The organism is Bradyrhizobium diazoefficiens, from assembly GCF_016616885.1.
Taxonomy (GTDB): Bacteria; Pseudomonadota; Alphaproteobacteria; order Rhizobiales; family Xanthobacteraceae; genus Bradyrhizobium; species Bradyrhizobium diazoefficiens_F.
In genome coordinates this window covers 4,365,969-4,388,657 of record NZ_CP067102.1, presented here as the reverse complement: position 1 = coordinate 4,388,657, position 22,689 = coordinate 4,365,969, and the positions used below count along the sequence as shown (strand labels likewise).

Below are 22,689 nucleotides of genomic sequence, written 5' to 3'. Positions count from 1 at the left end.
CCGCACGGCCATGCAAAGGGTTGTAATTATGGGCAATTGGGACTAGCTCAAGCCCGTCAATCAGGCAGATTTGGATATGGAACGGACGGCTGCGCCCAAGGTCAGTTTTGTGTCGCTCGGGGTGTGCCTGAGACAACGAATGTAAGCTTTTGGGGTGGTCAACTCCCAAAGAAAGATGGCGCCTGAAAGCGGCTGTCATCTGGACCCTCAGCGGCCTTACCGGTCGAACCCGGAGCGAACATCTGGGCTTATGCTCTCTCACGGTACGTTCGCGCCAACGATCATCTTTTCGAGAAGTGGCACGGCAGCCAGCACCGCCGTCTCGTTGAGACCGGAGACCGCTAGCCGCACGACGTAGGAATTGCCGTCCTTGTCGAGATCGGCGTAATGCGCGATCACTTCAATCGGCTGGTCCTTCAGGGACGGACTATCGTAGCGGTTGATAATGACCTTGGGGTTGACCGAGGGAAGCGTGGTGATCTTGGCATTCTTGCCGGATGTCGTCGCCCAATCCCGATCGCTGGCTGCGACCCATTGAACCAATTCGGTCCGATCCTTGTTGTAGCGGCCTTCGGCATAGATGATTGCTTCTGAGTTACCGAATTTCTTCCCGTTGGGCACGAACATCGAGGCGCCGTACTTGAGGCTCGCGGCCTCGTCCCTCGCCCACCCATCGGGGGCCTTCACGCGTGGCCTGAATTCCGGACACAATCGTTCTTGCCGATCGCAGACATGGATGATCTTGTCGACTTCTGCCCGCGCCGGAAACATCGCGCCACAGGAAACGGTAACGAAAGCCATGCCGAAGATGAAACTGCGCATCGCAGTGAAGCTCCGTGGAATCAGGCAAGAAACAAAATAATCGTATCAGATCGCGTCAGTCAGCTTCAAAACAAAGGAGATGCTTCCAGCCGCGTGGGGGTGTTGAGCAGACGTTCAACTAGTGTGCCGGAATCGCGCATCTTTCATCGCTTCGGTGAACTCGATCGGAACGAGCTTCCACTCATCAGGAACCTCTCAGTCCGGCCACACCTGCCTAGTCCGGTTGATCGCATTATCCCTGCGCGAGCACTGCTTTAGCATCGCGACACGCGCGTTAGTTATTGAATTTCGGCATCGGAGCAATTAGTTAGGTCGCCATATCCAAACAATTCAGATGCAGGTTCCGGGCGAATACATGGAAAAAGCGCCGCGCATATCATTTACCAGTCTAGGGTGTCCTAAGGCATTGGTGGATTCCGAGCGCATCATCACGCGCCTGCGCGCGGAGGGTTACGAGCTCGCCCGCAAGCATGACGGGGCCGACATCGTCATCGTCAACACCTGCGGCTTCCTCGACAGCGCCAAGCAGGAATCGCTTTCGGCGATCGGCGAGGCCATGGCCGAGAACGGCAAGGTGATCGTGACCGGCTGCATGGGCGCCGAGCCCGAGCAGATCGAACAGGCCTATCCCGGCGTGCTCTCGATCACCGGCCCGCAGCAATATGAGAGCGTGCTCGATGCCGTGCACCGCGCGCTGCCGCCGGCGCATAATCCGCATCTCGATCTGGTGCCGCCGCAGGGCATCAAGCTTACGCCGCGCCACTACGCCTATTTGAAGATCTCAGAGGGCTGCAACAATCGCTGCACCTTCTGCATCATCCCAAAACTGCGCGGCGATCTGGTTTCGCGTCCGGCCAATGACGTGCTGCGCGAGGCCGAGCGGCTGGTCGGAGCCGGCGTCAAGGAGCTGCTGGTGATCTCGCAAGACACCTCGGCCTATGGCGTCGATCTCAAATATGCCGAGAGCCCGTGGAAAGATCGTCAGGTCCGCGCCAAATTCCTCGACCTCGCCCGCGAGCTCGGCGAGCTCGGCGCCTGGGTCCGGCTGCAATATGTCTACCCCTACCCGCATGTCGACGAGGTCATCGCGCTGATGAACGAGGGCAAGGTGCTGCCCTATCTCGACATCCCGTTCCAGCATGCGAGCCCCGAGGTGCTGAAGGCGATGAAGCGCCCGGCCGCGCAGGACAAGACGCTGGCGCGCATCAAGCGCTGGCGCGAGGAATGTCCTGATCTTGCGCTGCGCTCGACCTTCATCGTCGGCTTCCCCGGCGAGACCGATGACGATTTCGCCTATCTGCTCGACTGGCTCGATGAGGCCGAGATCGATCGGCTCGGCTGCTTCAAATACGAGCCGGTTGCGGGCGCGACGTCGAATGCGCTCGAAGGTGCGGTGCCCGCCGAGATCAAGCAGGAGCGCTACAACGCGCTGATGGCGCGGCAGCAGAAGATCTCCGCACGGAGACTGAAACGCAAGGTCGGCACGCGCCAGCAGATCATCATCGACGAGGTCGGTCCGACGGTGGCCAAGGGCCGGTCCAAGGCCGATGCGCCGGAGATCGACGGCGCGGTGTATTTGACAAGCCGCCGCCCGCTGCGCGTCGGCGAGATCGTCACCGCGAAGATCGAGCGCGCGGATCAATACGACCTGCACGGCAGCGTCGCGGGGTTTTAACTTTCGACCGATTGTTGGCAGACGGGACCTAGCCGCGAACTCGCTGCAACCTCTCCCGCTTGCGGGAGAGGTCGGCGCGAAGCGCCGGGTGAGGGCTTTCTCCTCGTTGGGAGTCTCTCTGCGGAAACACCTTCTCCCCAACCCTCTCCCGCAAGCGGGAGAGGGAGCAGACCGTCACCGACGCTCCAGCTGCGGTCACACCAGCCATTTCGGCACCCAGCGCTCCGGGCGCGGAGCGCGGGCGAGATCGGCTTGGGCCTCGGACAATTTCGCCGGCTCGCCGTCGATGGTCGGGCGCACATCATATTCGAAATTCGGCATGACGCGGCCGTCGGCATAGAGGGCGAACTTCATCGCGTACCACAGCCCGAGCTCGGGCTGTGCGCGGCGCATCTCCTCGCGCAAATCGCGCAGCAGGGATTCGATCGAGGCGGCCTCCTCGAACGGCTGCGGCCCGCGCGACAGCACGCGCGCCTCGTATTGCTTGCCCGCGATCGCGACCTCGAAATGGGTCTTGTCCCAGGCGTTCTTGCCCTTCGGCAGATGCGCTGCGAGCCGCCAGCCGAGCTCGGCCATCAGGCGGTGATTGGCCCAGTATTCCTCGCGGTCCCGGCTCCACTTCTCGACGAAGCCACGGAAGTCGGGCAGCTCGAATGCGCCGTCCTCGGACGGCACCGGCTCGCCGGTCGGCCGCCGGGCGAGCCATTGCGCAAGCTCGACCGTCTGAGGCTCGACCTCGTCGTGCGGCCGCAGATCGTGCCAGGCCTTGTCGAATTGCTGCGACGTGAGTTTTGCAAGCAGCGCGTCGAGGGACGGTGCGAGCAGCTCGTAGTCGCCCTCCGAGCCCAATCCCACGATCGGGGGATCGTCGCGATCGAGACCGGCGCCGTACCAGCCGCCGACGGCCGAGCCGTCCGGCAGGCGCATGAACAGCGCGAAGCGGTCGCGCAGCGAACTGCCGTCGAAGATCGGCGCCTGGTCGGAGAACTGACCTTGCAGCGAGAAACAGCCGACGCTGCCCCAGGCGCGCCCGTTCAGCCAGCCGGCAAAATCCAGCAGCAAAGGCGGTGCCTCGATGCCCGGCGGAAACGCGCCGCGAATGCTGTCGAGGTCGATCGGGTAAGGCTCGGACAAGGCAAAACAATCTGGTTGGTCCCGTCCCTCTTGGTCTGAACCGTCGCGTGTCCGGTTCGAACTCAATCGGCGTCCCTCGATCACAAACGCGCTAGAGGCAGGATGGTTTCTGCGCGGCAATCAATTGACGTGCGATGCACGCGCGGCGGGTGCTTTGCAAGACGCCCGCTTGACAAGTCGCGCGGTTCGCATGTATTGCCGCGCCCCATGATCAATTCTCGGACCCATCTGCGCCAGGCCATGCGTCGTCGCTCCCGCGACGATGATGGGTTGCGCCATGTCCGACGACGCCGCTGAACCAGTAAAGTCAGCACAGTTTTCGAGAAGGCCGCACCCGCAAAGTGCGGCCTTCTTGCATTTCGCGTCCCTTTTCACCCCGCCCCCCAAGAGGAGTTCGACATGACCACCGCCACCCATCCGTATGACACGCTGATGGACATCACCGCACGGCCCAAGGCCGTGTTCGTCCGTGGCGCCGGCTCATACCTGTGGGACGACAGCCGCAAGCGCTATCTCGATTTCGTGCAAGGCTGGGCCGTGAACTGCCTCGGCCACTCCCCGCCGGCGGTTGCGGATGCGCTGGCTTCGCAGGCCAAGCGGCTGCTGACGCCGAGCCCGGCCTTTTACAACGAGCCGAGCCTCAAGCTCGCCGAGGCGCTCGTCGGCACCAGCGCGTTCGACCAGGTGTTCTTCGCCAATTCGGGTGCCGAGGCCAATGAGGGCGCGATCAAGCTCGCGCGCAAATATGGCAGCCTGCACAAGGGCGGCGCGTTCGAGATCATCACATTCGAAGGCGGCTTCCACGGACGAACGCTGGCGACGATGTCGGCCTCGGGCAAGAAGGCGTTCGAGCCGCTGTTCGAGCCGAAGGTCGCCGGCTTCAAGAAGGCGAAGCTCAACGACATCGCTTCGGTCGAGAAGCTGATCAACGACAACACCGTCGCGGTGATGCTCGAGCCGATCCAGGGCGAGTCCGGTGTGTGGCCGGCGACCGATCAGTTCTTGCGGGAGCTGCGCGCGCTGACTGAAAAGCATGGCCTGCTGCTCATTTTCGACGAGATCCAGACCGGCATGGGCCGGACCGGAAAGCTCTTTCACTATGAGCACACCGGGATTGCGCCCGACATCATGACGCTCGGCAAGGGCATCGGCGGCGGCGTGCCGCTCGCAGCGCTGCTTGCGACCGAACGCGCCTCCTGCTTCGAGTACGGCGACCAGGGCGGCACGTTCAACGGCAACCCGGTGATGTGCGCGGCCGGTCTTGCCGTGCTCGAACAGGTCGGCACGCCCGACTTCCTGAAGTCGATCACCGAGACCGGCCTGCTGCTCGAAAGCGAGCTGCAAAAAGTCTCGGCGCGGCACGGCCTCGGCGGCGTGCGGGGACGCGGGCTACTACTCGCGCTCGACCTCAAGCTGCCGATCGCGCCCGGCATCGTCGCGCAGGCGTTCGGGGCCGGCGTGCTCCTCAACGCGCCGCAACTCGACACGCTGCGCTTCATGCCGGCGCTCAACGTCACGAAAGGAGAGATCGCCGAGATGATCTGGTGTCTCAATGCGATTTTGACCAAGGCCGGCGCGGCGAGACGGGTGGCTTAGGACTCGTCATTGCGAGGAGCGAAGCGACGAAGCAATCCAGGCTGCCTCCGAAGAGGGATTTCTGGATTGCTTCGCTTCGCTCGCAATGACGGCAACGCCTACGGCTTCAAGATCGACGCGCCGGTCGTGTTGCGGCTTTCGAGGTCGATATGGGCCTTGGCGGCGTCCTTCAGGGCGTAGGCGTGGTTGATCGGCACGTGCAGCTTGCCGTTGATAACGGCGGAAAACAGCGTGTCGGCGCCCTCCAGCAGTTCCTTGCGGGTGCCGACGTAGTCGTTGAGTTTTGGCCGCGTCGCAAACAGCGAGCCGTGATTGTTCAGCTCGGCGATCGAGAACGGCGGCACCGGACCTGAGGCGTTGCCGAACGAGACGAACATGCCGCGCGGCTTCAGGCAGGACAGCGAGCCCGGAAAGGTCGCCTTGCCGACGCCGTCATAGACGACGTCACAGCCCTCGTTGCGGCTGATCTGCTTCACGCGCGCGACGAAGTCTTCCTCGTTGTAGAGGATGACGTGGTCGCAGCCATTGGCCTCGGCAAGCTCGGCCTTCTCGCGCGAGCCGACGGTGCCGATGACGTGGGCCCCGAGCGCCCGCGCCCATTGGCAGGCGAGCAGGCCGATACCGCCGGCGGCGGCATGAATCAGCACGCGATGATGCGGCTCGACCTTGAAGGTCTTGTGCAGGAGGTACCACACCGTCAGCCCCTTGAGCATCAGCACAGCGCCCTGCTCGTGGGTGATGTGGTCGGGCAGCTTGACCAGCTTCTCCCAGAGAATGTTGCGCTCGCTCGTATAGGCGCCGAGGTTGTGATAGTACGCGACGCGGTCGCCGGGATGAAAATTTGTCACACCCGGCCCGACGGCGACGACCTCGCCCGAGGCCTCGTTGCCGGCAATGAAGGGCAGCCCCGGCGCCTTGTAGAGGCCGGTGCGGTAATAGACGTCGATGAAGTTCAGGCCGACCGCATGCTGGCGGATGCGCACCTCGCCGGGTCCTGGCGTCGGGACGTCGACGCTCTCATAGACCAGCGCTTCGGGGCCTCCGACCTTGTGCACACGAACGGCTTTGGTCATCACCTGACCTCCTCTTGACCCGGCTAAGCGAAAGACATCACGCCCGCCTTGTCAACTCGACCCAAATTGGAGCGGCTAGACGGACGGCTTGCGGGCCTTCTTGCGGTTGCTCTTCGCCAGCACGTTGAAGAATTCGACCGCCGCCGAGAACGCAATTGCGAAATAGATGTAGCCGCGCGGAATGTGGAATTTGAATCCGTCCGCGACCAGGGCGACCCCGATCAGCACCAGGAACGCCAGCGCCAACATTTTCGTGGTCGGATGCTCGGCGACGAATCGCGCCACCGGTCCCGACGAAATGTACATGATCAGGCAGGCGATCACGACCGCCGCGATCATGATCTCGATGTCCTGCGCCATGCCGATCGCGGTAATGATAGAGTCCAGCGAGAACACGATGTCGATCACGACGATCTGGGCGATCACCCAGAAGAATGCGCTGCGAGCGGACGTGCCCTTGCCCTCCTCGTCGTCGGCGTCGACCTCGGCATGGATCTCGTGCGTCGCCTTCGCGATCAGGAACAGGCCGCCGCCGATCAGGATCAGATCGCGCCACGAGAAGTCGTAGCCCGCAAACGAGAACACCGGTGCGGTCAGGCCGATCAGCCAGACCAGCACGCTGAGCAGGACGATGCGAAAGACCAGCGCCAGCGCCAACCCGATCTGGCGCGCGCGATGGGCCTGCGGCTCGGGGATGCGCGAGACGATCACCGACAGGAAGATGACGTTGTCGATGCCGAGCACGATCTCGAGCGAGGTCAAGGTGAGCAGCGCGGCCCAGGCCTCGGGGCTGGTCAACAAATGCATCATGCGAAGGACTTTGCCAGGCGGATCAACGCGTCGCTGAACACAATCCAGAGCGCGATCGCGCAGAGCGCAATCGTCACGCCGGTGCCGACGCGGAAATCCATCTCCAGCGCGTAGAGCCCGAGCAGCGACCAGATCGCAATCAGCGACATCGTCAGCCAGCGCAGCCGCACGACGCGAACCGGATGCAGGACGTGGAACGGCACGAAGGTCAGCACCACCAGGGCCGCAACCAGCAGCGTCGACGACAGCGGCGGCCAGTGCAGCAGGAACAAGTAGAACGCCGCCGCATTCCACAGCGCCGGAAAGCCGCGAAAATGATTGTCATCCGCCTTCATGCGCAGATCGGCGAAGTATAATGCGCTGGTGACGATGATGGCGATGCCGAGCAAGGGCGCCGCCACCGGCAGCAACAGGCCGCTCGCCACGATCGCATAGGCCGGCACGAAGACATAGGTGACGAAGTCGACCACGAGATCGAGCACGTCACCCGACCAGTTCGGCTGCACGTTCTTGACGTCGAGCCGGCGCGCGATCGGCCCGTCGATCGCGTCGATGATCAGGGCGACGCCCAGCCAACCGAACATCGCCGCCCAGTGCTCGCGCACCGCCTCCAGCATCGCCAATAGCGCGATCGCCGCGCCGAAGGCGGTGAAGATGTGTACCGAAAACGCCGCGGCTCGGATCGCTGGTCTCGGTTTCAGGGAATCCTGCTGGGTGTCCATGGCTTCTGCTACCAGAATGGGACCGGTTTGCACATCCGCCGTCGCGGCATTGCGCCGCGCAATTCGTCATAAAATCAGGCAAAATAGGTGGGCTTGAATTTACCGCGGGGCGTGTCATGTGTCGTTCCATGACAGACGGATCGGCACCTTTTGACGCAGCCATTATCGGCGGCGGACCGGCAGGCCTCGCGGCAGGAATTGCATTGGCGCAAGCCGGCGCGCGGACCGCGCTGGTGGCACGGCGCCTGCCTTATGCCGACAATCGTACCACCGCGCTGTTAGGCGCCTCCGTCGATCTCCTCGAAAACCTCGGTGTCTGGCCGCGCTGCCGGGACAAGGCGGCGGCGCTCGAGGTGATGCGTCTCGTCGACGATACCGGGCGGCTGTTCCGGGCGCCCGAGGTCCGGTTCTCCTGTCACGAGATCGCGCTCGACGCGTTCGGATACAATATCGACAACCGCTCGCTGATGCTGGCGCTCGAGGCGCGCGCGGTCGAGCTGCCCAATCTCGTCCGTTTCGACGACGAAGCCGAGAATGTCGTCATCGAAGCCGATGACGTCGCAATCCGCACGGTTTCCGGACAATTTTTGACCGCGCGACTCGTGGTCGGCGCCGACGGCCGGCACTCGCTGTGCCGGGAGGCCGCCGGCATTGCGGTGACGCGGCGCGACCTGACGCAGACGGCACTGACCTTCAACGTCAGCCATGCCCGCCCGCACCGCAACGTCTCGACCGAGTTCCACACGCCGCACGGACCCTGCGTATTCGTGCCCCTGCCCGGCAACCGCTCCAGCATCGTCTGGGTCTCCGCGCCCGCGGAGGCCGAACGGCTTCGCGGCTTGAGCGACGAAGACCTCTCCGTCGCAATCGAGAAGCAGTCGCACTCCATCCTTGGCCGGATGACGGTCGAGCCCGGCCGCAATTTGTTTGCACTGGCGATCGAACGGCCAAAGTCCTTCGGGCGCGACCGCATTGCGCTGGTCGGCGAAGCCGCTCATGTAGTTCCCCCGATCGGCGCCCAGGGCCTCAATCTCGGTTTGCGGGATGCTGCCGATATTGCCCGGCTAGCTGGCGAGGTCATCGCCGCCGGACAGGATCCCGGCGCGGACGACGTGCTTAGGCGTTACGACCGGGCGCGGCGGCCCGACATTTTGAGCCGGACCTTTGCGATCGACATCGCCAACCGCTCTTTGCTCAACGACTTCCTGCCGCTGCAGCCGGTCCGCGCCATCGGCATGCACCTGCTCGGCGCCATCGGCCCGCTCCGACGCTTTGCCATGCGCGAGGGGCTGACGCCGACGTGGCGAAAGTAGCCTGGCGCAAGTAGCATTTACGGAAACGCCAGCCGCCCCGCCTGAATCGCCCACATCACGCTGGTCAGCGTGACCACTGACGCAAAAGTCCCGAGGAGCACCGCGACGGATGCGGATTCGATCCAGGCATCGTTCTGACGGGCAATCACGAACACATTCAGCGCCGGCGGCAGTGAAGCCATCAGCACGGCGGTCGCGGCCCAGGGCTGCGCGAACGGACCGAACGCCAGCATCAGGCCGAACGCCGCGAGCGGATGGATCAGGAGCTTCACCGCGATGACGCCCGGCACCTCCCAGGGCACGCGGTCGAACGGGCGTAGCGCCACGGTCACGCCGAGCACGAACAGTGCGGTCGGCGCGGCTGCGTTCTGGAGGAAGGTGATGGTGCGATCGACCGCGACCGGCAGCTCGATATGGAGTGCGGCGACGGCTGCGCCAAAGCAGGCCGACATGATCAGCGGGTTGAGCACGATCTGCTTCAGCACGACGCCGAAGGCATGCACCAGCGAGGGATGGTCGCGGTCGGACAGTTCGATCAGCAGCGGCACGATCGTGAACAGGAAGATGCTGTCGCAGCAGAAGATCAGCGCGGTCGGCGCCGACGCCTTCGGCCCGAGCACGGCCAGCGCCAATCCCGGACCCATGTAGCCGATATTGCCGTAGCCGCCGGACAGGCCCGCGAGCGTCGCCTCACGCAGCGTCAGCCCGCCGAGCACCTTGCCGACAACCAGCGCGAGCGTAAACGCGGCAACGGTCGACAACGTGGTCGCGACCAGGAACGGCGGGTTGTTCAATTCGGAGAACGGCGTCTTCGACATGATTGCGAACAGCAGCGCCGGCAACGACACGTAGAGCAGGAAGAAGTTCATCCAGACGAGGCCCGATTCCGGTAGCGATTTGGCCTTGCCGCAGGCGAAACCGACGAAGATCAAGCCGAAATAAGGTAGTGCGAGATTGAGGATATCGACCATTAATGAAGTGACTTCTGAAGACCTGGGGGCTATCTCCCCCGCAGCCGCGGGTTAATTCCAGATCAGGGCACTAGCATCGGCCACAATCCTGGTCTATCGACGGGGAATGATTAAAACGCGGACCGCCAAATTCCAGATCGGACAGGTCGTTCGCCACCGGATCTTCTCGTTCCGGGGGGTGATTTTCGACATCGATCCGGAATTCAACAACACCGAGGAGTGGTGGCTGTCGATCCCCGAGGAAGTGCGGCCGCACAAGGACCAGCCGTTCTATCATCTGCTCGCGGAGAACGCGGAGTCCGAGTACGTCGCCTATGTCTCCGAGCAGAACCTGCTGCCCGACGAGTCCGGCGAGCCGATCCGCCATTCCCAGGTGGCCGAGATCTTCATCAAGAACAAGGATGGCGGCTACCGCCCGCGTAATCCGTCGCTGAATTAGAGCGACGAGGCTCGTTCGATCACATCTCCCCGACGGGGAGAGGTGGACGGAGCCCTTCAAGCGAAACCGTTCGATCCTCGGAAGTTGCTGACCATCAGAACCCAGCAAAAAAGGCGCTCGAACGAGCGCCTTTTTCATGTCCGGGATCTGGGCCCGATTACTTCTGAGCGGTCGGGGGTGCGCCGGGCGCGCCACCCTGCTGCTCGAGCTTCTTGCGCTGTTCGTCAGCTTTCTTCTGAAGCTCTTCCTGGAGCTTCTTCTGGGTTTCCTCGAACACCTTCGGATCGGTCGGCGGACCGTCATAGGCCTTCTGGAATTCGCCGGCGAGCGGCAGCGGCAGGGTCAGCGGCGCACCGTTGGCGTTGATCGCCTGCACCACGAGGTTCTGACCCTTCTTCAAGTTGGCGAGGAGCTCGGGTGTGGCCTCGTAGTCCGACATGCAGCCGTTCTGGAAGCAGATCACATACGGGCTCTGCAGCGGCGGGTTGTTGTCGACGATGATGCGGGTGCCGTGCACGAGCTGCATGCCGAGCGGCAGCGTCACGCGCAGGATCTTCTTGGGCTCGCCTTCCGGCTCGATGATCACGGCCGCGATGACAGGCTGGCCCGATTCGATGCGACCGTCCTTGCCGGTGAAGCAGACCTGCTTGGCGTTGGCATCCTGGCCTTTGAGGCAGAACTTGGTCCAGGGGGCGTAGATCAGCTGGATCTGCTGATCCGCGGGCTGGGCGCCCTGCGCTGCCGGAGCACCCGGCTGGGCCGGGGGCTGCTGCGCCTGGGGAGCCGGCGCGGGGGCCGCAGCCGGAGCCTTGGGGGCAGCCTTCGGAGCGGCCTTCGGCGCTGCCTTTGGCGTCGGCGAGGGAGCCTGGGCCTCAGCGGCAAACGGGACGACCAATGCCGTCGCCGTCAACAGGGCGAGAAGTCGCCCGCGCGGCCGGACGGACGCGGCCAAATAACGGAAATTCATTGCAGAAAACCCTTTCTGAACGGGAAGCGCCCGAACCGCTCCTAAGCGCCGAACAAAGCCGCCTTGGGCGCGGCTCTCTCCCCGTCAATTGAGGCAGATAAGTGACGGGCTCGGCGCTCTTGCGCGATCGGGTGCCTTCTTAGCGTGGTCGACGGAAAGATCAATGCCGACAAGCGTCTTTGGCCGCATCCGGGCCGGCGCCCAGTGAAATCCCTGTGATAGGATTCAGGCGCGCCGACCCTCGAATCAACGTGTCCGAATGTTCATGTTCCTGCGCCTGCTCGAGGGTCCCGGTGTCCGCCGTTGCAGTCTCCCTGTTGTCCTCGCGATCTTGGCCCTCACGATCTTGGTCCTCGCACTGGGGCTATCGGTCGGCGGTGCGCGGGCCGAGGAGGCCCACGCGATCGCCATGCACGGCAAGCCGGCGCTGCCGGCCGATTTCACCCACATGCCCTATGCCAACCCTGATGCCCCCAAAGGCGGCCGGCTGACCTGGGGCATCCTCGGCACCTTCGACAGCCTCAATCCGTTCATCGTGAAGGGATTGGCCGTGCAGCCGATCCGCAACTACGTGGTCGAGAGCCTGCTGGCGCGCGGCCAGGACGAGCCGTTCACGCTCTACGGCCTGCTCGCCAGATCCGTCGAGACTGACGACGAACGAAGCTACGTCACGTTCCGTCTCGATCCCCGCGCCCGTTTTTCCGACGGCAAGCCGGTGCTTGCCGAGGACGTGCTGTTCTCCTGGCAGCTGTTGCGCGACCACGGCCGTCCCAACCTCCGGCAATATTATGCCAAGGTCGCCAAGGCCGAGACGCCCGATCCCCTCACCGTCCACTTCGACCTTGCTGGCGCCAACGACCGCGAGCTGCCGTTGATCCTCGGCCTGATGCCGATCCTGCCGAAGCACGCCGTCGATGTCGCCACCTTCGAGGCGACCACGCTGACCGGGCCGATCGCCTCGGGCCCGTACCGCGTCACGGCGGTGAAGCCGGGCGCGAGCGTGACCTTGACGCGCAACCCCGATTATTGGGGCCGCGACTTACCCGTCAATCGCGGCCTCTTCAATTTCGATGAGGTCCGGCTCGACTATTTTCGCGAGGCCAATGGCCAGTTCGAAGCCTTCAAGCGCGGCCTCTATGATTTCCGCGTCGAGAACGAGCCGTTGCGCTGGCACGACGGCTACGATTTTCCGGCCGCCAGAAACGGCGACGTGATCCGCGACACCATCAAGCCCGGCGTGCCACAGCCCTCGGAATTCCTGGTGTTCAACACCCGCCGTCCGATCTTCGCCGACATCCGCGTGCGCCAGGCGCTGACGCTGCTGTTCGATTTCGAGCTGGTCAACCGCAACTATTTCTTCTCGCTCTATTCGCGCGTCGCCGGCTACTTTGCAGGCTCCGACCTGTCTGCCTATGCGCGGCCTGCGGATGCGCGCGAACGCGAGCTGCTAAAGCCTTTTGCCGCGCAGATCCCGCCGGATATCATGGATGGCAGCTACCGGCTTCCCGTCACTGACGGCTCGGGGCGCGACCGGACGACGCTGCGCGCGGCGCTCAAGCTGCTGTCCGACGCCGGTTACGATCTCGACGGCACCGTGCTGCGCAACCGCGTGACCAAAGCGCCCTTCACCTTCGAGATCCTGGTGACGACCCGCGACCAGGAGCGCATCGCGCTCGCCTTCCAGCGCGACCTCAAGCGCGCCGGCATCGCGCCGAGCGTACGCGCGGTCGATCCGGTGCAGTTCGACCAGCGCCGGCTCGCCTACGAGTTCGACATGATCCAGAACCGCTGGGACCAGTCGCTGTCGCCCGGCAACGAGCAGTATTTCTATTGGGGTAGTGCTGCCGCCGACAATCCGGGCACCCGCAACTATATGGGCGCCAGGGATCCCGCCGTCGACGCCATGATCAAGGCGCTGCTGGAGGCCCGTGATCATACGGATTTTGTCGCGGCTGTGCGGGCGCTCGACCGCGCTTTGATCGCGGGCTTCTACACAATCCCCCTGTTTAACGTATCCGAGCAATGGATCGCGCGCTGGAATCGGATAGAACGGCCATCGACCACCGCGTTGTCCGGCTATCTGCCGGAGACCTGGTGGTCGAAGGGTGAGTCTCAAGCCAGTCCAGCGAAGTGACGCCGTGAACCAGCCAGCCGTATCGCCGACGCTCGACACGCTGTTCCAGCGGACGCTGATGCGGCAGCCGCACGCGCCCGCTCTGCTCGATCCTCTCAACAAATCCCGCATCACCGGCCACCAGCCGCGGCGGCTGACTTACGCCGAGGCCGACACCGCCATCGATGCGCTGTCGGCGCATTTCGTCGAATCGGGCCTGCCGGCCAATTCGGTGATCGCGATCCAGTTGCCGGCGACGGTCGAGTTCGTGCTGACGGTGCTCGCCGCCCATCGCGCCGGCCTCGTGGTTGCCGTGCTGCCGCTGCTGTGGCGGCAGGCGGAGCTGGCGGCCGCGCTCAACCGCACCGCGGCGCGCGCCATTGTCACCATGAGCAAGGTCGACGGCGTCAGCTATTCCGACCTCGCGATGCACGCAGCCGCCGAGGCCTTCTCGATCCGCCACGTCTTCGGCTTCGGCGCTGATTTGCCGGAGGGCATGGCCTCGCTCGACGAGGTGCTCGCGCGCCCGGCCGGCACCACGCGCGCCGTGATCCAGGACGGTCGCAAGGCGGCGATGATCTCCTTCGACGTCACGGCGGAGGGCTTTCGCCCGGTGCCGCGGCCGCATTTCAGCCTGATCGCGGGCGGCCTCGCAATGTCGCTGGAAGCCGACATCCAGCAAGGCGCGACCGTGATGTCGGCGTTCGCGCCGATGTCCTTTGCGGGCCTCGCCTCCTCGCTCGCCGTGTGGCTGCTCTGCGGCGGCACGCTGGCGCTGCACCATCCGTTCGAGAGCGAGGTGCTGGAGCAGCAGATCAACGAGCACGCCTGCGACGTGCTGATCGCGCCGGCACAGCTCGCGCTGCGGCTTGGCGATTCCGGTCTAGGGGCGCGGATGCCGACCTTGCGCAACGTCATCGGGCTCTGGCGCGCGCCCGAGCAGGTGGCCGCAAGCGAAGCCTGGATCGCGCCGCATGCGCCGCTCACGGACGTCTATCTGTTCGGCGAGGCCGGGCTGTTCGGCGCCCGGCGCGGCGAGGACGGCATGCCGGTGGCGGTGATGCCCGGACCGCATGGCGCCCCGCGCGAGCAAGCCGGCTCCTCGATCGCCGGCGAAATTCTGCTGACCCCCAAGGGCACGCTCGGCCTGCGCGGCCCGATGGTGCCGATCGCGGCCTACGCGCCGCCGCAGCCGGTCGGCGAGACGCTGACGGCACAGCCGCCGCGCGACTATGTCGACACCGGCTATGCCGCGCGGATCGACCGCGCCAACGGCGCGATCTGCATCACCGCGCCGCCCTCCGGCATCATGGCGGTCGGTGGCTATCGCTTCCTCTCCAACGACCTCCAGGAATGGGCGCGCCGGCTCGGCCAGGGCGCGCTGCTGACGGCCCTGCCCGACCGCCTCTCGGGCCACCGGCTGGCCGGCCGGGCCCAGGACAATACCCGCGCCCGCGAGGCGCTCAGCGAGCTTGGCCTTAACCCCCTGATGGTCGAGGCTTTTCGCGACCGCTCCGGACCGGTTTGACCCCAGCTTCGCCTGAAGCATTGACGCTGCATTAAGGCGGCCGGACTAGATTGCGCAGCATCAATTGCGTGATCAGAGTTTCCGAATGTCCCAGGCGGGCCCGATCCTGTTTGTGTCCAACGCCGAGCGCCCCGCCTTCATGGCGGCGCTGGACGAGGCCCGTCTCTTTCCCGTCGTCGACAGCGATTGGGCGAGCGCGGCGCGCGCTGTCGAGCAGGTTCAGCCGGCCGCCGTCCTTGCCGCGATGTCCGGCGGGCACGAGCCGCATATGGCTTTGCTCGCCAAGAAGATCGCCGATCAGCCGCTCTATCTCCCGCTGGTCGCGCTGGATGCGCAAGGCCCGCTGCCTCACAACGCGCTGCCCTTCGCCTCGCGCAGTGGGACTGCCGAACGCCTGATCGCACGCTTGCGCGCCGCGATCCGCGTCCGCACGCTGCATGCCACGGTGCTGCGCCGGCTGCCGGAGGTGAAGGTCGCGCTGCCGGAGACCGATCCGGTGCGCGATGCCATCGTGCTCTTGATCGGCCGCGGCGCGGCTTATCCTGCCCTCTCCGTCGCACTCGGCGAGCGCACCGGCGTGGTCGGCGCGCTCTCGATCGAGGCCGCCGCAAAACATCTCAACACCCGCGACATCGACGGCGTCGTGCTCTCGGACGGTTTCACCCCGCGCGTCACCGACGCCTTCCTCACGGTGCTCGCGGAGGATACGCGCTTCCGCAACCTGCCCGTGGTCGTCACCGCGCACCAGCTTACCCAGAGCTACGACCTGCCCAATCTCGAACTGATCGCAGGCGAGCCCGCGAAGGTCGCCGCCAACGCGCTGCCTTTGATCCGCCAGCACGCGATGGAAGCGCAATTGAGCCGCACGCTGCGCTCGATCGACGCCGGCGGCTGGCTCGACCCGCGCAGCGGCCTGTTGACGGTCGAAGCCTTCGCCCGTGATTTTGCCAAGGCGGTCGAGCAGACGCTTGCCCGCGGCGGTGGCCTGTCGGTGGCGCGCTTCGCCTTCGATCCCGGCAATCCCCGCGCGCAACTGGATGCCGCGCGCATCCTCAGCCGTCTGATGCGGCAGATGGACTTTGGTGTCGCGCAGAAAGACGGCTCGGTGATCGTGGTGTTTGCCGAGACCGATTTCCGCACGGCCCATATGATCGCCCGCCGTTTGTCGGCGGTGATGAAGCACACATCGAACGGCAAGCACGAGATGCGCAGCGATCCCGTCGTCAGCGTGGATTCGCTGTCGACGTCGGATACGGCAAGGTCGCTGCTCGGGCGGCTGTCAGCCGACGCGTCGAGGGCGGCGTCGTAAGGTTTCGTAGGGTGGGTTAGCCGAAGGCGTAACCCACCACTGTTCGCATCCGCAGTGACAAAAGAGGTGGATTACGCCTTCGGCTAATCCACCCTACGGCACCTTGCCTACGCCGCCTTCTTTTTCTGCGCGAGCTGCGCCAGCTGGCGCATGATCTCGGTTGTGCCGGCGAGGCGCTCTTCCGGCGTCTCCCAGTCCTGCAGGAACACCACCTTCATGTCGGGGCGCACCTTCGCTGCCTGGCCGTAGCTGCGGATGAAGGTCACCAGACGCTCGGGATGGGCGAAGGAATTGTCGCGGAAGCTGATGACCGCGCCCTTCGGGCCGGCATCGATCTTCCCGACATTGGCCTGGCGGCAGAATGCCTTGATCGCGGCGACCTTGAAGAGATAGCGCACCTCGTCCGGCAGCACGCCGAAGCGGTCGCGCATCTCGGCGCCAAAATTCTCGATCTCCTCCTCGCTGTCGAGATCGGCCAGCCGCCGGTACAGCGACAGCCGCACCGAGAGATCGCCGACATAATCCTCGGGAATGAGCACGGGCATCCCGATGGTGATGGTCGGTGACCAGCGGTCGGCGGCAGGCTCGGAGACGCCGGCCTTGAGGTTGACGATCGCCTCCTCCAGCATCGACTGATAGAGCTCGAAGCCGACCTCCTTGATGTGGCCGGACTGCTCTTCGCCGAGCAGATTGCCGGCGCCGCGAATGTCGAGGTCGTGCGAAGCGAGCTGGAAGCCTGCGCCCAGCGTCTCCAGCGATTGCAGCACGGTGAGCCTGCGTTCGGCCTGCGCCGTGATCTTCTGCTGCGCCGGCAGCGTGAACAGCGCATAGGCCCGCAGCTTGGAGCGGCCGACGCGGCCGCGGAGCTGGTAGAGCTGCGCGAGGCCAAACATGTCGGCGCGGTGCACGATCAGCGTGTTGGCGTTGGGAATGTCAAGGCCGGATTCCACGATGGTGGTCGACAGCAGGATGTCGAACTTGCCGTCGTAGAACGCGGTCATGATGTCTTCGATCACCGCGGGCGGCATCTGCCCGTGCGCGACCGCGACCTTCATCTCCGGCACGTTCTTGTCGAGGAAGTCCTTGACCTCGGCGAGGTCGTCGATGCGCGGCACCACGTAGAATGCCTGGCCGCCGCGATAGCGCTCGCGCAGCAGCGCCTCGCGGATCATCAGCGGATCGTGCGGGGCCACGAAGGTACGGACCGCGAGACGATCGACCGGGGGCGAGGCAATGATCGAGAGCTCGCGGACACCGGTCAGCGCCAGCTGCAGCGTGCGCGGAATCGGCGTCGCCGACAACGTCAGCACATGCACCTCGGCGCGAAGTGCCTTCAGCCGCTCCTTGTGCGTGACGCCAAAATGCTGCTCCTCGTCGACGATGACGAGGCCGAGATCGCGGAACTTGATCGCCTTGCCGAGCAGCGCATGGGTGCCGACGACGATGTCGACCGAGCCGTCGGCAATGCCCTTCTTGACCTCGTTGAGCTGCTTGGTCGGGACCAGGCGCGAGGCCTGCGCCACGTTCACCGGGAAGCCCTTGAAGCGCTCGGTAAAGGTCCTGTAGTGCTGGCGCGCCAAGAGCGTGGTCGGCACCACGATCGCGACCTGCCTGCCGTCGAGCGCGACGGCGAAGGCCGCGCGCAGCGCCACTTCCGTCTTGCCAAAGCCGACGTCGCCGCAGATCAGCCGATCCATCGGACGCCCGAGCTCGAGATCCTTCAGGGTGGATTCGATGGCGCCGAGCTGGTCCTCGGTCTCGTCATAAGGGAAGCGCGCACAGAATTCGTCGTAGACGCCCGGCTGCACCATCAGCTTGGGTGCCTCATGCAGATGGCGCGCGGCGGCGATCTTGATCAGCTCGCCCGCGATCTCGCGGATGCGGTTCTTGAGTTTTGCCTTGCGGGTCTGCCAGCCGGAACCACCAAGACGATCCAGCTCGACCGTGGTCTGGTCGGAGCCGTAGCGCGACAACAGCTCGATGTTCTCGACCGGCAGGAACAGCTTTGTCTCGGCGGCGTAATGCAGCTCGAGACAGTCATGCGGCGCGCCGGCGACGTCCAGCGTCTGCAGGCCGACGAAGCGGCCGATGCCGTGATCGACGTGGACGACGATGTCGCCCGCGGCAAGGCTCGTCACCTCGGAGATGAAATTGTCGAGCTTGCGGCTCGCCTTGCGCGGGCGCACCAGGCGGTCGCCCAGGATGTCCTGCTCGCTGATCAGCGCGATCTCGTCAGTCTCGAAACCGCTTTCGAGGCCGAGCACGGCGAGCATGGTCTCGTTGCGTGGCGTGGCCTGCACCGTGCGCCAGCTGTTGACGCTGGTGGTGTGGGCCAGCTTGTGGTCGCGCAGCATCGAGGTCATGCGATCGCGCGAGCCTTCGCTCCACAGCGCGATCACGACCTTCTTGCGGCTCGCATGCAGCGCCATCACGTGGCTGACGACGGACTCGAACACGTTGACGGTGGTGTCGTTGCGCTCGGGTGCGAAATCGCGGCCCTTGCGCGCGCCGGCATCGACAATGCTCGTGCCATCGGCCGGCACGGAGAACTGCGTCAACCGGGCCAGCGGGACGTCGGCGAGGCGCCTGGTCCATTCTTCCTCGGTGAAATAAAGCCGGTCAGGCGGCAACGGCTTGTAGATCGCGCCGCCGCCGGGATGCTCCATCGCATCGCGGCGGGCCTCGTAATAGTCCTGGATCTGCTTGAAGCGCTCGCGGACGGCGTCCTCGGCCTGGGGCTCGATGGCGACGGCGGACCCTTGCAGATAGTCGAACAGCGTGTCCATCCGGTCCTGGAACAGCGGCAGCCAATGCTCCATGCCGGGATGGCGGCGGCCTTCGCTGACGGCCTCGTACAGCGCATCGTCACGCTCGGGTGCGCCGAACTCGGCGACATAGCCCATGCGGAAGCGGCGGATGGTGTCGGTGACGAGCTGGAATTCCGAGATCGGCACCAGATTGAGCGCGCGCATGTCGAGCAGCGTGCGCTGGGTCTCGGCGTCGAAGGTGCGGATCGATTCCAGGCTGTCGCCGAAGAAGTCGAACCGGACCGGCTGCTCGAGGCCCGCCGGAAACAGGTCCAGAATGCCGCCGCGCACGGCATATTCGCCGGGCTCGCGCACGGTCGAGGAGCGGTTGTAGCCGTTGTGCTCGAGCCAGGCGATGATGGTGTCCATCGGCACGACATTGCCCGGCGCAACCGACAGTGCCTGCGCCGCGACCAGCTCGCGCGCGGGCACGCGCTGCACCACGGCGTTCACCGTGGTCAGCACGATCAGCGGCTTGTCGCTCCCGGTGAGCGAGGCCAGCCGCGCCAGCGTGGTCAGGCGTTGCGCCAGAATGCCGCCATGCGGCGAGACGCGGTCATAGGGCTGGCAGTCCCAGGCCGGAAACGTCAGCACCGGCAGATCGGGCGCGAAGAATTGCAGCGCGCGTTCGAGCTGCTGCATCCGAGCCCCGTCGCGGCAGACCACGGCAAGGCTGACGGCCGGCTTCTTCGGCCGTGCCGCGATGGCGCGCGCCAAGTCCGAGATCACAAGGCCTTCGGCGCCTTCCGCGACATTGGCAAGCGTCAGCGCGCGGCCGGGCGCAAGCAGCTCGGCCGGAGATTTCATTCCCGGTTTCATACGTCGCGGTCCGCGATCGGATAGGCCTTGATCCGGGCAAACAACGCGCCGGTGACATCAGCTGGCAGCACCTTGTCACCGGTGATGGCGGCGTAGAGGTCGGGATCGTTGACCTCGAGCACGGTCTCGAGCTCGATCAGCTCGGCGTCGGAGAGATTGGCGATCTCGGCATCCGCGAAGCGGCCGAGGATCAGGTCCATCTCGCGCGTGCCGCGGTGCCAGCAGCGGAACAGCAACCGCTTGCGGCGGTCGTCCAGCCCATTGCTCGATCGTGTCGTTCCCGTCATGTCTCAAATCCAGTCAAACGCCGAAAGCCCGGACGTGCCGGGCCGGGGTGATATAGCCACTCGGACCTGCCGTGTCAGCCCTCGATTTGGCATGGCCGCACCCGCGCAAAGGGCTACGAAAAAAGACGTGGATGCCCGCGATAAAGCCGGGCATGACGAGCCGAAACGATCCTAGATTCGCGTCCATGCGCCCCAGCCTGCTCAATCCGCTGTTTGCTCCCGTGACCAGCCTGCCCGGCGTCGGTCCGAAGCAGGACAAGCTGTTGCAATATCTGCTCAGCCGCAACGAGACGCCGCGGCTGGTGGATCTGCTGCTGCATCTGCCGAGCCAGGTGATCGACCGCCGGGCGCGGCCGAAGATCCGCGACGCGGTGCAGGGAACCATGGTGACGCTGGAGGTCACCGTCGACCGCCACCGCCCGCCTCCGCCGCGTAATTCCCGCGCGCCGTATCTGGTCTATGCCAGCGACGACACCGGCGACGTCGTGCTGACCTTCTTCCGCGCCAAGCCCGGCTATGTCGAAAAGCTGCTGCCTGTCGGCGAGAAGCGCTACGTCTCCGGCACGCTGCAGATGTATGATGGCATCTCGCAGATCGTGCATCCCGACCGCGTGCTGGACGAGGAAGCGATCGCAAAGCTCTCGGGGATCGACCCGGTCTATCCGCTTACCGAGGGTCTCGCGCTCGGCTCGCTCCGCCGCGCGGTCGCACAGGCGCTGCAGAAGTTGCCGGCCCTGCCGGAATGGATCAGCCCGGACGTGCTGCGCCGCTGCAATTTCCCGCCGATCGCGGAGGCGCTCAACCGCGTGCATCAGCCGGTCGAGCTCACGGACATCCTGCCCGATCAGCGCTTCTGGTCCCGTCTCGCCTTCGACGAGCTGCTCGCCGGCCAGCTCGCGCTCGCGCTGATCCGCGCGCAGCTGCGCCGGCCTGCGGGCGTGCGCAATGCCGGCGATGGGCATTTGCGCAACAAGATCATCGATGCCCTGCCCTATGCGCTCACGCTGTCACAGCGCAACGCTGCGGCTGCCATCGCCGAGGACCTGCAGCAGCCCGTGCGCATGCTGCGCCTGCTCCAGGGCGACGTCGGCTCCGGCAAGACCGTGGTCGCGCTACTGGCAGCCGCGGCCGTTGCCGAGGTCGGCAAGCAGGCCGCGCTGATGGCCCCGACGGAGATCCTGGCGCGCCAGCACATCAAGACCATCGCGCCGCTCGCCGAGCGCGCCGGCATGCGGGTCGCCATCCTCACCGGCCGCGAAAAGGGCAAGGAGCGGCGCGAGTTGTTGGCGCAACTCGAAGCCGGCGAGATCGACCTCCTGGTCGGTACCCACGCACTGATTCAGGATGACGTGATCTTCCGTGACCTCGCGCTCGCCATCGTCGACGAGCAGCACCGTTTTGGTGTGCGCGAGCGGCTGGCGCTGACCTCGAAGGGCGAAGCCGTCGACGTGCTGGTGCTAAGCGCCACGCCGATCCCGCGCACGCTGGTGCTGACCTATTTCGGCGACATGGACATCAGCGAGCTCCGCGAAAAGCCCGCCGGCCGGCAACCGATCGACACCCGCGCCGTCGCCATGAGCCGGCTCGGTGAGGTCATGGACGGCATCGGCCGCGCGCTCGTATCCGGCAAGCTGGTGTACTGGATCTGTCCGCTGGTCGAGGAATCCGAGGCCGAGGGCACCGAGCATCTCACCAACGCGACCAAACGCTTCGAGAGCCTGCAGAAGCGCTTTGGAGATCGCGTCGGCCTCGTCCACGGCCAGATGAAAGGCACCGAGAAGGATCGCGTGATGGGCCAGTTCGCCGCGCACGAGATCGGGCTTCTGGTCGCGACCACCGTGGTCGAGGTCGGCGTCGACGTGCCGGCCGCCACCATCATGGTGATCGAGAATGCCGAACGCTTCGGCCTCGCCCAGCTGCACCAGCTGCGCGGCCGCATCGGGCGCGGCTCGGAGGCTTCGACCTGCATTTTGCTCTACAGCGAACCGCTCGGCGAAATGTCGAAGGCGCGGCTGAAGGTGATCCGCGAGACCACCGACGGATTTCGTATCGCCGAAGAGGATCTGAAATTGCGCGGCGAAGGCGATGTGCTCGGCGTCCGCCAGAGCGGCCTGCCCGGCTATCGCATCGCGCGCTCGGAGGTGCACGGCCAGCTCATCACGCAGGCCCGTGACGAGGCACTGCGCATCATGAAAGACGATCCGAAGCTGAAGGGCGAGCGCGGCGAGGCGCTGCGCTGCCTGTTGTATCTCTACGAGCGCGACGAGGCGATCCCGCTGATCGGGGCGGGTTGACCGGCTCTCC

Annotated in this window: 17 protein-coding genes; 8 read left to right on the top strand and 9 right to left on the bottom strand. The window is 65.2% G+C overall.

Annotated elements, in window-relative coordinates:
* Positions 1-258: 258 nt before the first annotated feature.
* Complete coding sequence (locus JJC00_RS20505; RefSeq protein ID WP_200467780.1) at positions 259-822, bottom strand: hypothetical protein; 564 nt, start codon at positions 820-822, stop codon at positions 259-261.
* A 355-nt stretch (positions 823-1,177) separates the two neighbouring features.
* On the opposite strand from JJC00_RS20505, the gene rimO reads away from it, so the two are divergent.
* Positions 1,178-2,497 carry a 30S ribosomal protein S12 methylthiotransferase RimO gene (gene rimO / locus JJC00_RS20500; protein ID WP_200467779.1) on the top strand — a complete coding sequence of 440 codons (1,320 nt, stop codon included), beginning with the start codon at positions 1,178-1,180 and terminating at the stop codon, positions 2,495-2,497.
* A 195-nt stretch (positions 2,498-2,692) separates the two neighbouring features.
* Here the strand turns inward: rimO and JJC00_RS20495 are convergent, their stop codons facing one another.
* Positions 2,693-3,631, bottom strand: a complete 939-nt coding sequence (locus JJC00_RS20495) for a hypothetical protein (protein ID WP_200467778.1) — start codon at positions 3,629-3,631, stop codon at positions 2,693-2,695.
* Between the two features lie 399 nt (positions 3,632-4,030).
* Between JJC00_RS20495 and JJC00_RS20490 the strand changes: the two genes are divergently transcribed.
* Positions 4,031-5,227 (top strand): acetylornithine transaminase, encoded by a 1,197-nt coding sequence (locus JJC00_RS20490; RefSeq protein WP_200467777.1) that lies wholly within the window; start codon positions 4,031-4,033, stop codon positions 5,225-5,227.
* A 98-nt stretch (positions 5,228-5,325) separates the two neighbouring features.
* Here JJC00_RS20490 and JJC00_RS20485 read toward each other — a convergent pair whose 3' ends face one another.
* The 3 genes from JJC00_RS20485 to pcsA form a co-directional block, all read right to left on the bottom strand.
* Entirely contained in the window at positions 5,326-6,300 is a 975-nt protein-coding gene (locus JJC00_RS20485) for a quinone oxidoreductase family protein (RefSeq protein WP_200467776.1), read from the bottom strand.
* Between the two features lie 75 nt (positions 6,301-6,375).
* Positions 6,376-7,110, bottom strand: coding sequence for a TerC family protein (locus JJC00_RS20480; protein ID WP_200467775.1), 735 nt, complete (start codon positions 7,108-7,110; stop codon positions 6,376-6,378).
* A complete protein-coding gene (gene pcsA, locus JJC00_RS20475) occupies positions 7,107-7,832 on the bottom strand; it encodes a phosphatidylcholine synthase (protein ID WP_200467774.1) in 726 nt (241 codons plus the stop codon). Before pcsA ends, JJC00_RS20480 begins: the two co-directional genes overlap by 4 nt.
* A 128-nt stretch (positions 7,833-7,960) precedes the next feature.
* Here pcsA and JJC00_RS20470 point away from each other — a divergent pair, with 128 nt between their 5' ends.
* Positions 7,961-9,145: a UbiH/UbiF family hydroxylase gene (locus tag JJC00_RS20470; RefSeq protein WP_200467773.1), complete on the top strand. Its 1,185-nt coding sequence runs from the start codon at positions 7,961-7,963 to the stop codon at positions 9,143-9,145.
* Positions 9,146-9,162: 17 nt separating this feature from the next.
* Here the strand turns inward: JJC00_RS20470 and JJC00_RS20465 are convergent, their stop codons facing one another.
* On the bottom strand, positions 9,163-10,116 hold the full coding sequence (locus JJC00_RS20465) for an AEC family transporter (RefSeq protein ID WP_200467772.1): 954 nt from the start codon (positions 10,114-10,116) through the stop codon (positions 9,163-9,165).
* Positions 10,117-10,222: 106 nt separating this feature from the next.
* Between JJC00_RS20465 and hspQ the strand changes: the two genes are divergently transcribed.
* The gene (hspQ, locus tag JJC00_RS20460) at positions 10,223-10,555 is read left to right on the top strand and encodes a heat shock protein HspQ (protein WP_200467771.1); all 333 of its coding nucleotides are present in this window, start codon (positions 10,223-10,225) and stop codon (positions 10,553-10,555) included.
* Between the two features lie 157 nt (positions 10,556-10,712).
* On the opposite strand, the gene JJC00_RS20455 is transcribed toward hspQ, so the two are convergent.
* On the bottom strand, positions 10,713-11,522 hold the full coding sequence (locus tag JJC00_RS20455; protein ID WP_200467770.1) for an invasion associated locus B family protein: 810 nt from the start codon (positions 11,520-11,522) through the stop codon (positions 10,713-10,715).
* A 259-nt stretch (positions 11,523-11,781) separates the two neighbouring features.
* On the opposite strand from JJC00_RS20455, the gene JJC00_RS20450 reads away from it, so the two are divergent.
* The 3 genes from JJC00_RS20450 to JJC00_RS20440 all read left to right on the top strand — a co-directional run bounded on the left by JJC00_RS20450 (position 11,782) and on the right by JJC00_RS20440 (position 16,472).
* Positions 11,782-13,656: an extracellular solute-binding protein gene (locus JJC00_RS20450; protein ID WP_200467769.1), complete on the top strand. Its 1,875-nt coding sequence runs from the start codon at positions 11,782-11,784 to the stop codon at positions 13,654-13,656.
* Between the two features lie 4 nt (positions 13,657-13,660).
* Complete coding sequence (locus tag JJC00_RS20445; protein WP_200467768.1) at positions 13,661-15,163, top strand: class I adenylate-forming enzyme family protein; 1,503 nt, start codon at positions 13,661-13,663, stop codon at positions 15,161-15,163.
* An 85-nt stretch (positions 15,164-15,248) separates the two neighbouring features.
* Positions 15,249-16,472 (top strand): GGDEF domain-containing protein, encoded by a 1,224-nt coding sequence (locus tag JJC00_RS20440; RefSeq protein WP_200467767.1) that lies wholly within the window; start codon positions 15,249-15,251, stop codon positions 16,470-16,472.
* Positions 16,473-16,579: 107 nt separating this feature from the next.
* Here JJC00_RS20440 and mfd read toward each other — a convergent pair whose 3' ends face one another.
* Positions 16,580-20,098 (bottom strand): transcription-repair coupling factor, encoded by a 3,519-nt coding sequence (gene mfd / locus JJC00_RS20435; RefSeq protein WP_200467766.1) that lies wholly within the window; start codon positions 20,096-20,098, stop codon positions 16,580-16,582.
* Positions 20,095-20,385, bottom strand: a complete 291-nt coding sequence (locus JJC00_RS20430) for a succinate dehydrogenase assembly factor 2 (RefSeq protein ID WP_200467765.1) — start codon at positions 20,383-20,385, stop codon at positions 20,095-20,097. Before JJC00_RS20430 ends, mfd begins: the two co-directional genes overlap by 4 nt.
* Before the next feature lie 185 nt (positions 20,386-20,570).
* On the opposite strand from JJC00_RS20430, the gene recG reads away from it, so the two are divergent.
* Positions 20,571-22,679, top strand: coding sequence for an ATP-dependent DNA helicase RecG (recG, locus tag JJC00_RS20425; protein ID WP_200467764.1), 2,109 nt, complete (start codon positions 20,571-20,573; stop codon positions 22,677-22,679).
* Positions 22,680-22,689 lie beyond the last annotated feature (10 nt).

Excerpts from the sequence above, each read along its gene's own strand:
- JJC00_RS20440 (WP_200467767.1), top strand. The coding sequence starts at position 15,249 with ATGTCCCAGGCGGGCCCGATCCTGTTTGTGTCCAACGCCGAGCGCCCC.
- JJC00_RS20505 (WP_200467780.1), bottom strand. The coding sequence starts at position 822 with ATGCGCAGTTTCATCTTCGGCATGGCTTTCGTTACCGTTTCCTGTGGC.
- JJC00_RS20490 (WP_200467777.1), top strand. The coding sequence starts at position 4,031 with ATGACCACCGCCACCCATCCGTATGACACGCTGATGGACATCACCGCA.
- JJC00_RS20485 (WP_200467776.1), bottom strand. The coding sequence starts at position 6,300 with ATGACCAAAGCCGTTCGTGTGCACAAGGTCGGAGGCCCCGAAGCGCTG.
- recG (WP_200467764.1), top strand. The coding sequence starts at position 20,571 with ATGCGCCCCAGCCTGCTCAATCCGCTGTTTGCTCCCGTGACCAGCCTG.
- rimO (WP_200467779.1), top strand. The coding sequence starts at position 1,178 with ATGGAAAAAGCGCCGCGCATATCATTTACCAGTCTAGGGTGTCCTAAG.
- JJC00_RS20480 (WP_200467775.1), bottom strand. The coding sequence starts at position 7,110 with ATGATGCATTTGTTGACCAGCCCCGAGGCCTGGGCCGCGCTGCTCACC.
- JJC00_RS20465 (WP_200467772.1), bottom strand. The coding sequence starts at position 10,116 with ATGGTCGATATCCTCAATCTCGCACTACCTTATTTCGGCTTGATCTTC.
- JJC00_RS20455 (WP_200467770.1), bottom strand. The coding sequence starts at position 11,522 with ATGAATTTCCGTTATTTGGCCGCGTCCGTCCGGCCGCGCGGGCGACTT.
- JJC00_RS20470 (WP_200467773.1), top strand. The coding sequence starts at position 7,961 with ATGACAGACGGATCGGCACCTTTTGACGCAGCCATTATCGGCGGCGGA.
- pcsA (WP_200467774.1), bottom strand. The coding sequence starts at position 7,832 with ATGGACACCCAGCAGGATTCCCTGAAACCGAGACCAGCGATCCGAGCC.
- mfd (WP_200467766.1), bottom strand. The coding sequence starts at position 20,098 with ATGAAACCGGGAATGAAATCTCCGGCCGAGCTGCTTGCGCCCGGCCGC.
- JJC00_RS20430 (WP_200467765.1), bottom strand. The coding sequence starts at position 20,385 with ATGACGGGAACGACACGATCGAGCAATGGGCTGGACGACCGCCGCAAG.
- JJC00_RS20450 (WP_200467769.1), top strand. The coding sequence starts at position 11,782 with ATGTTCATGTTCCTGCGCCTGCTCGAGGGTCCCGGTGTCCGCCGTTGC.
- hspQ (WP_200467771.1), top strand. The coding sequence starts at position 10,223 with ATGATTAAAACGCGGACCGCCAAATTCCAGATCGGACAGGTCGTTCGC.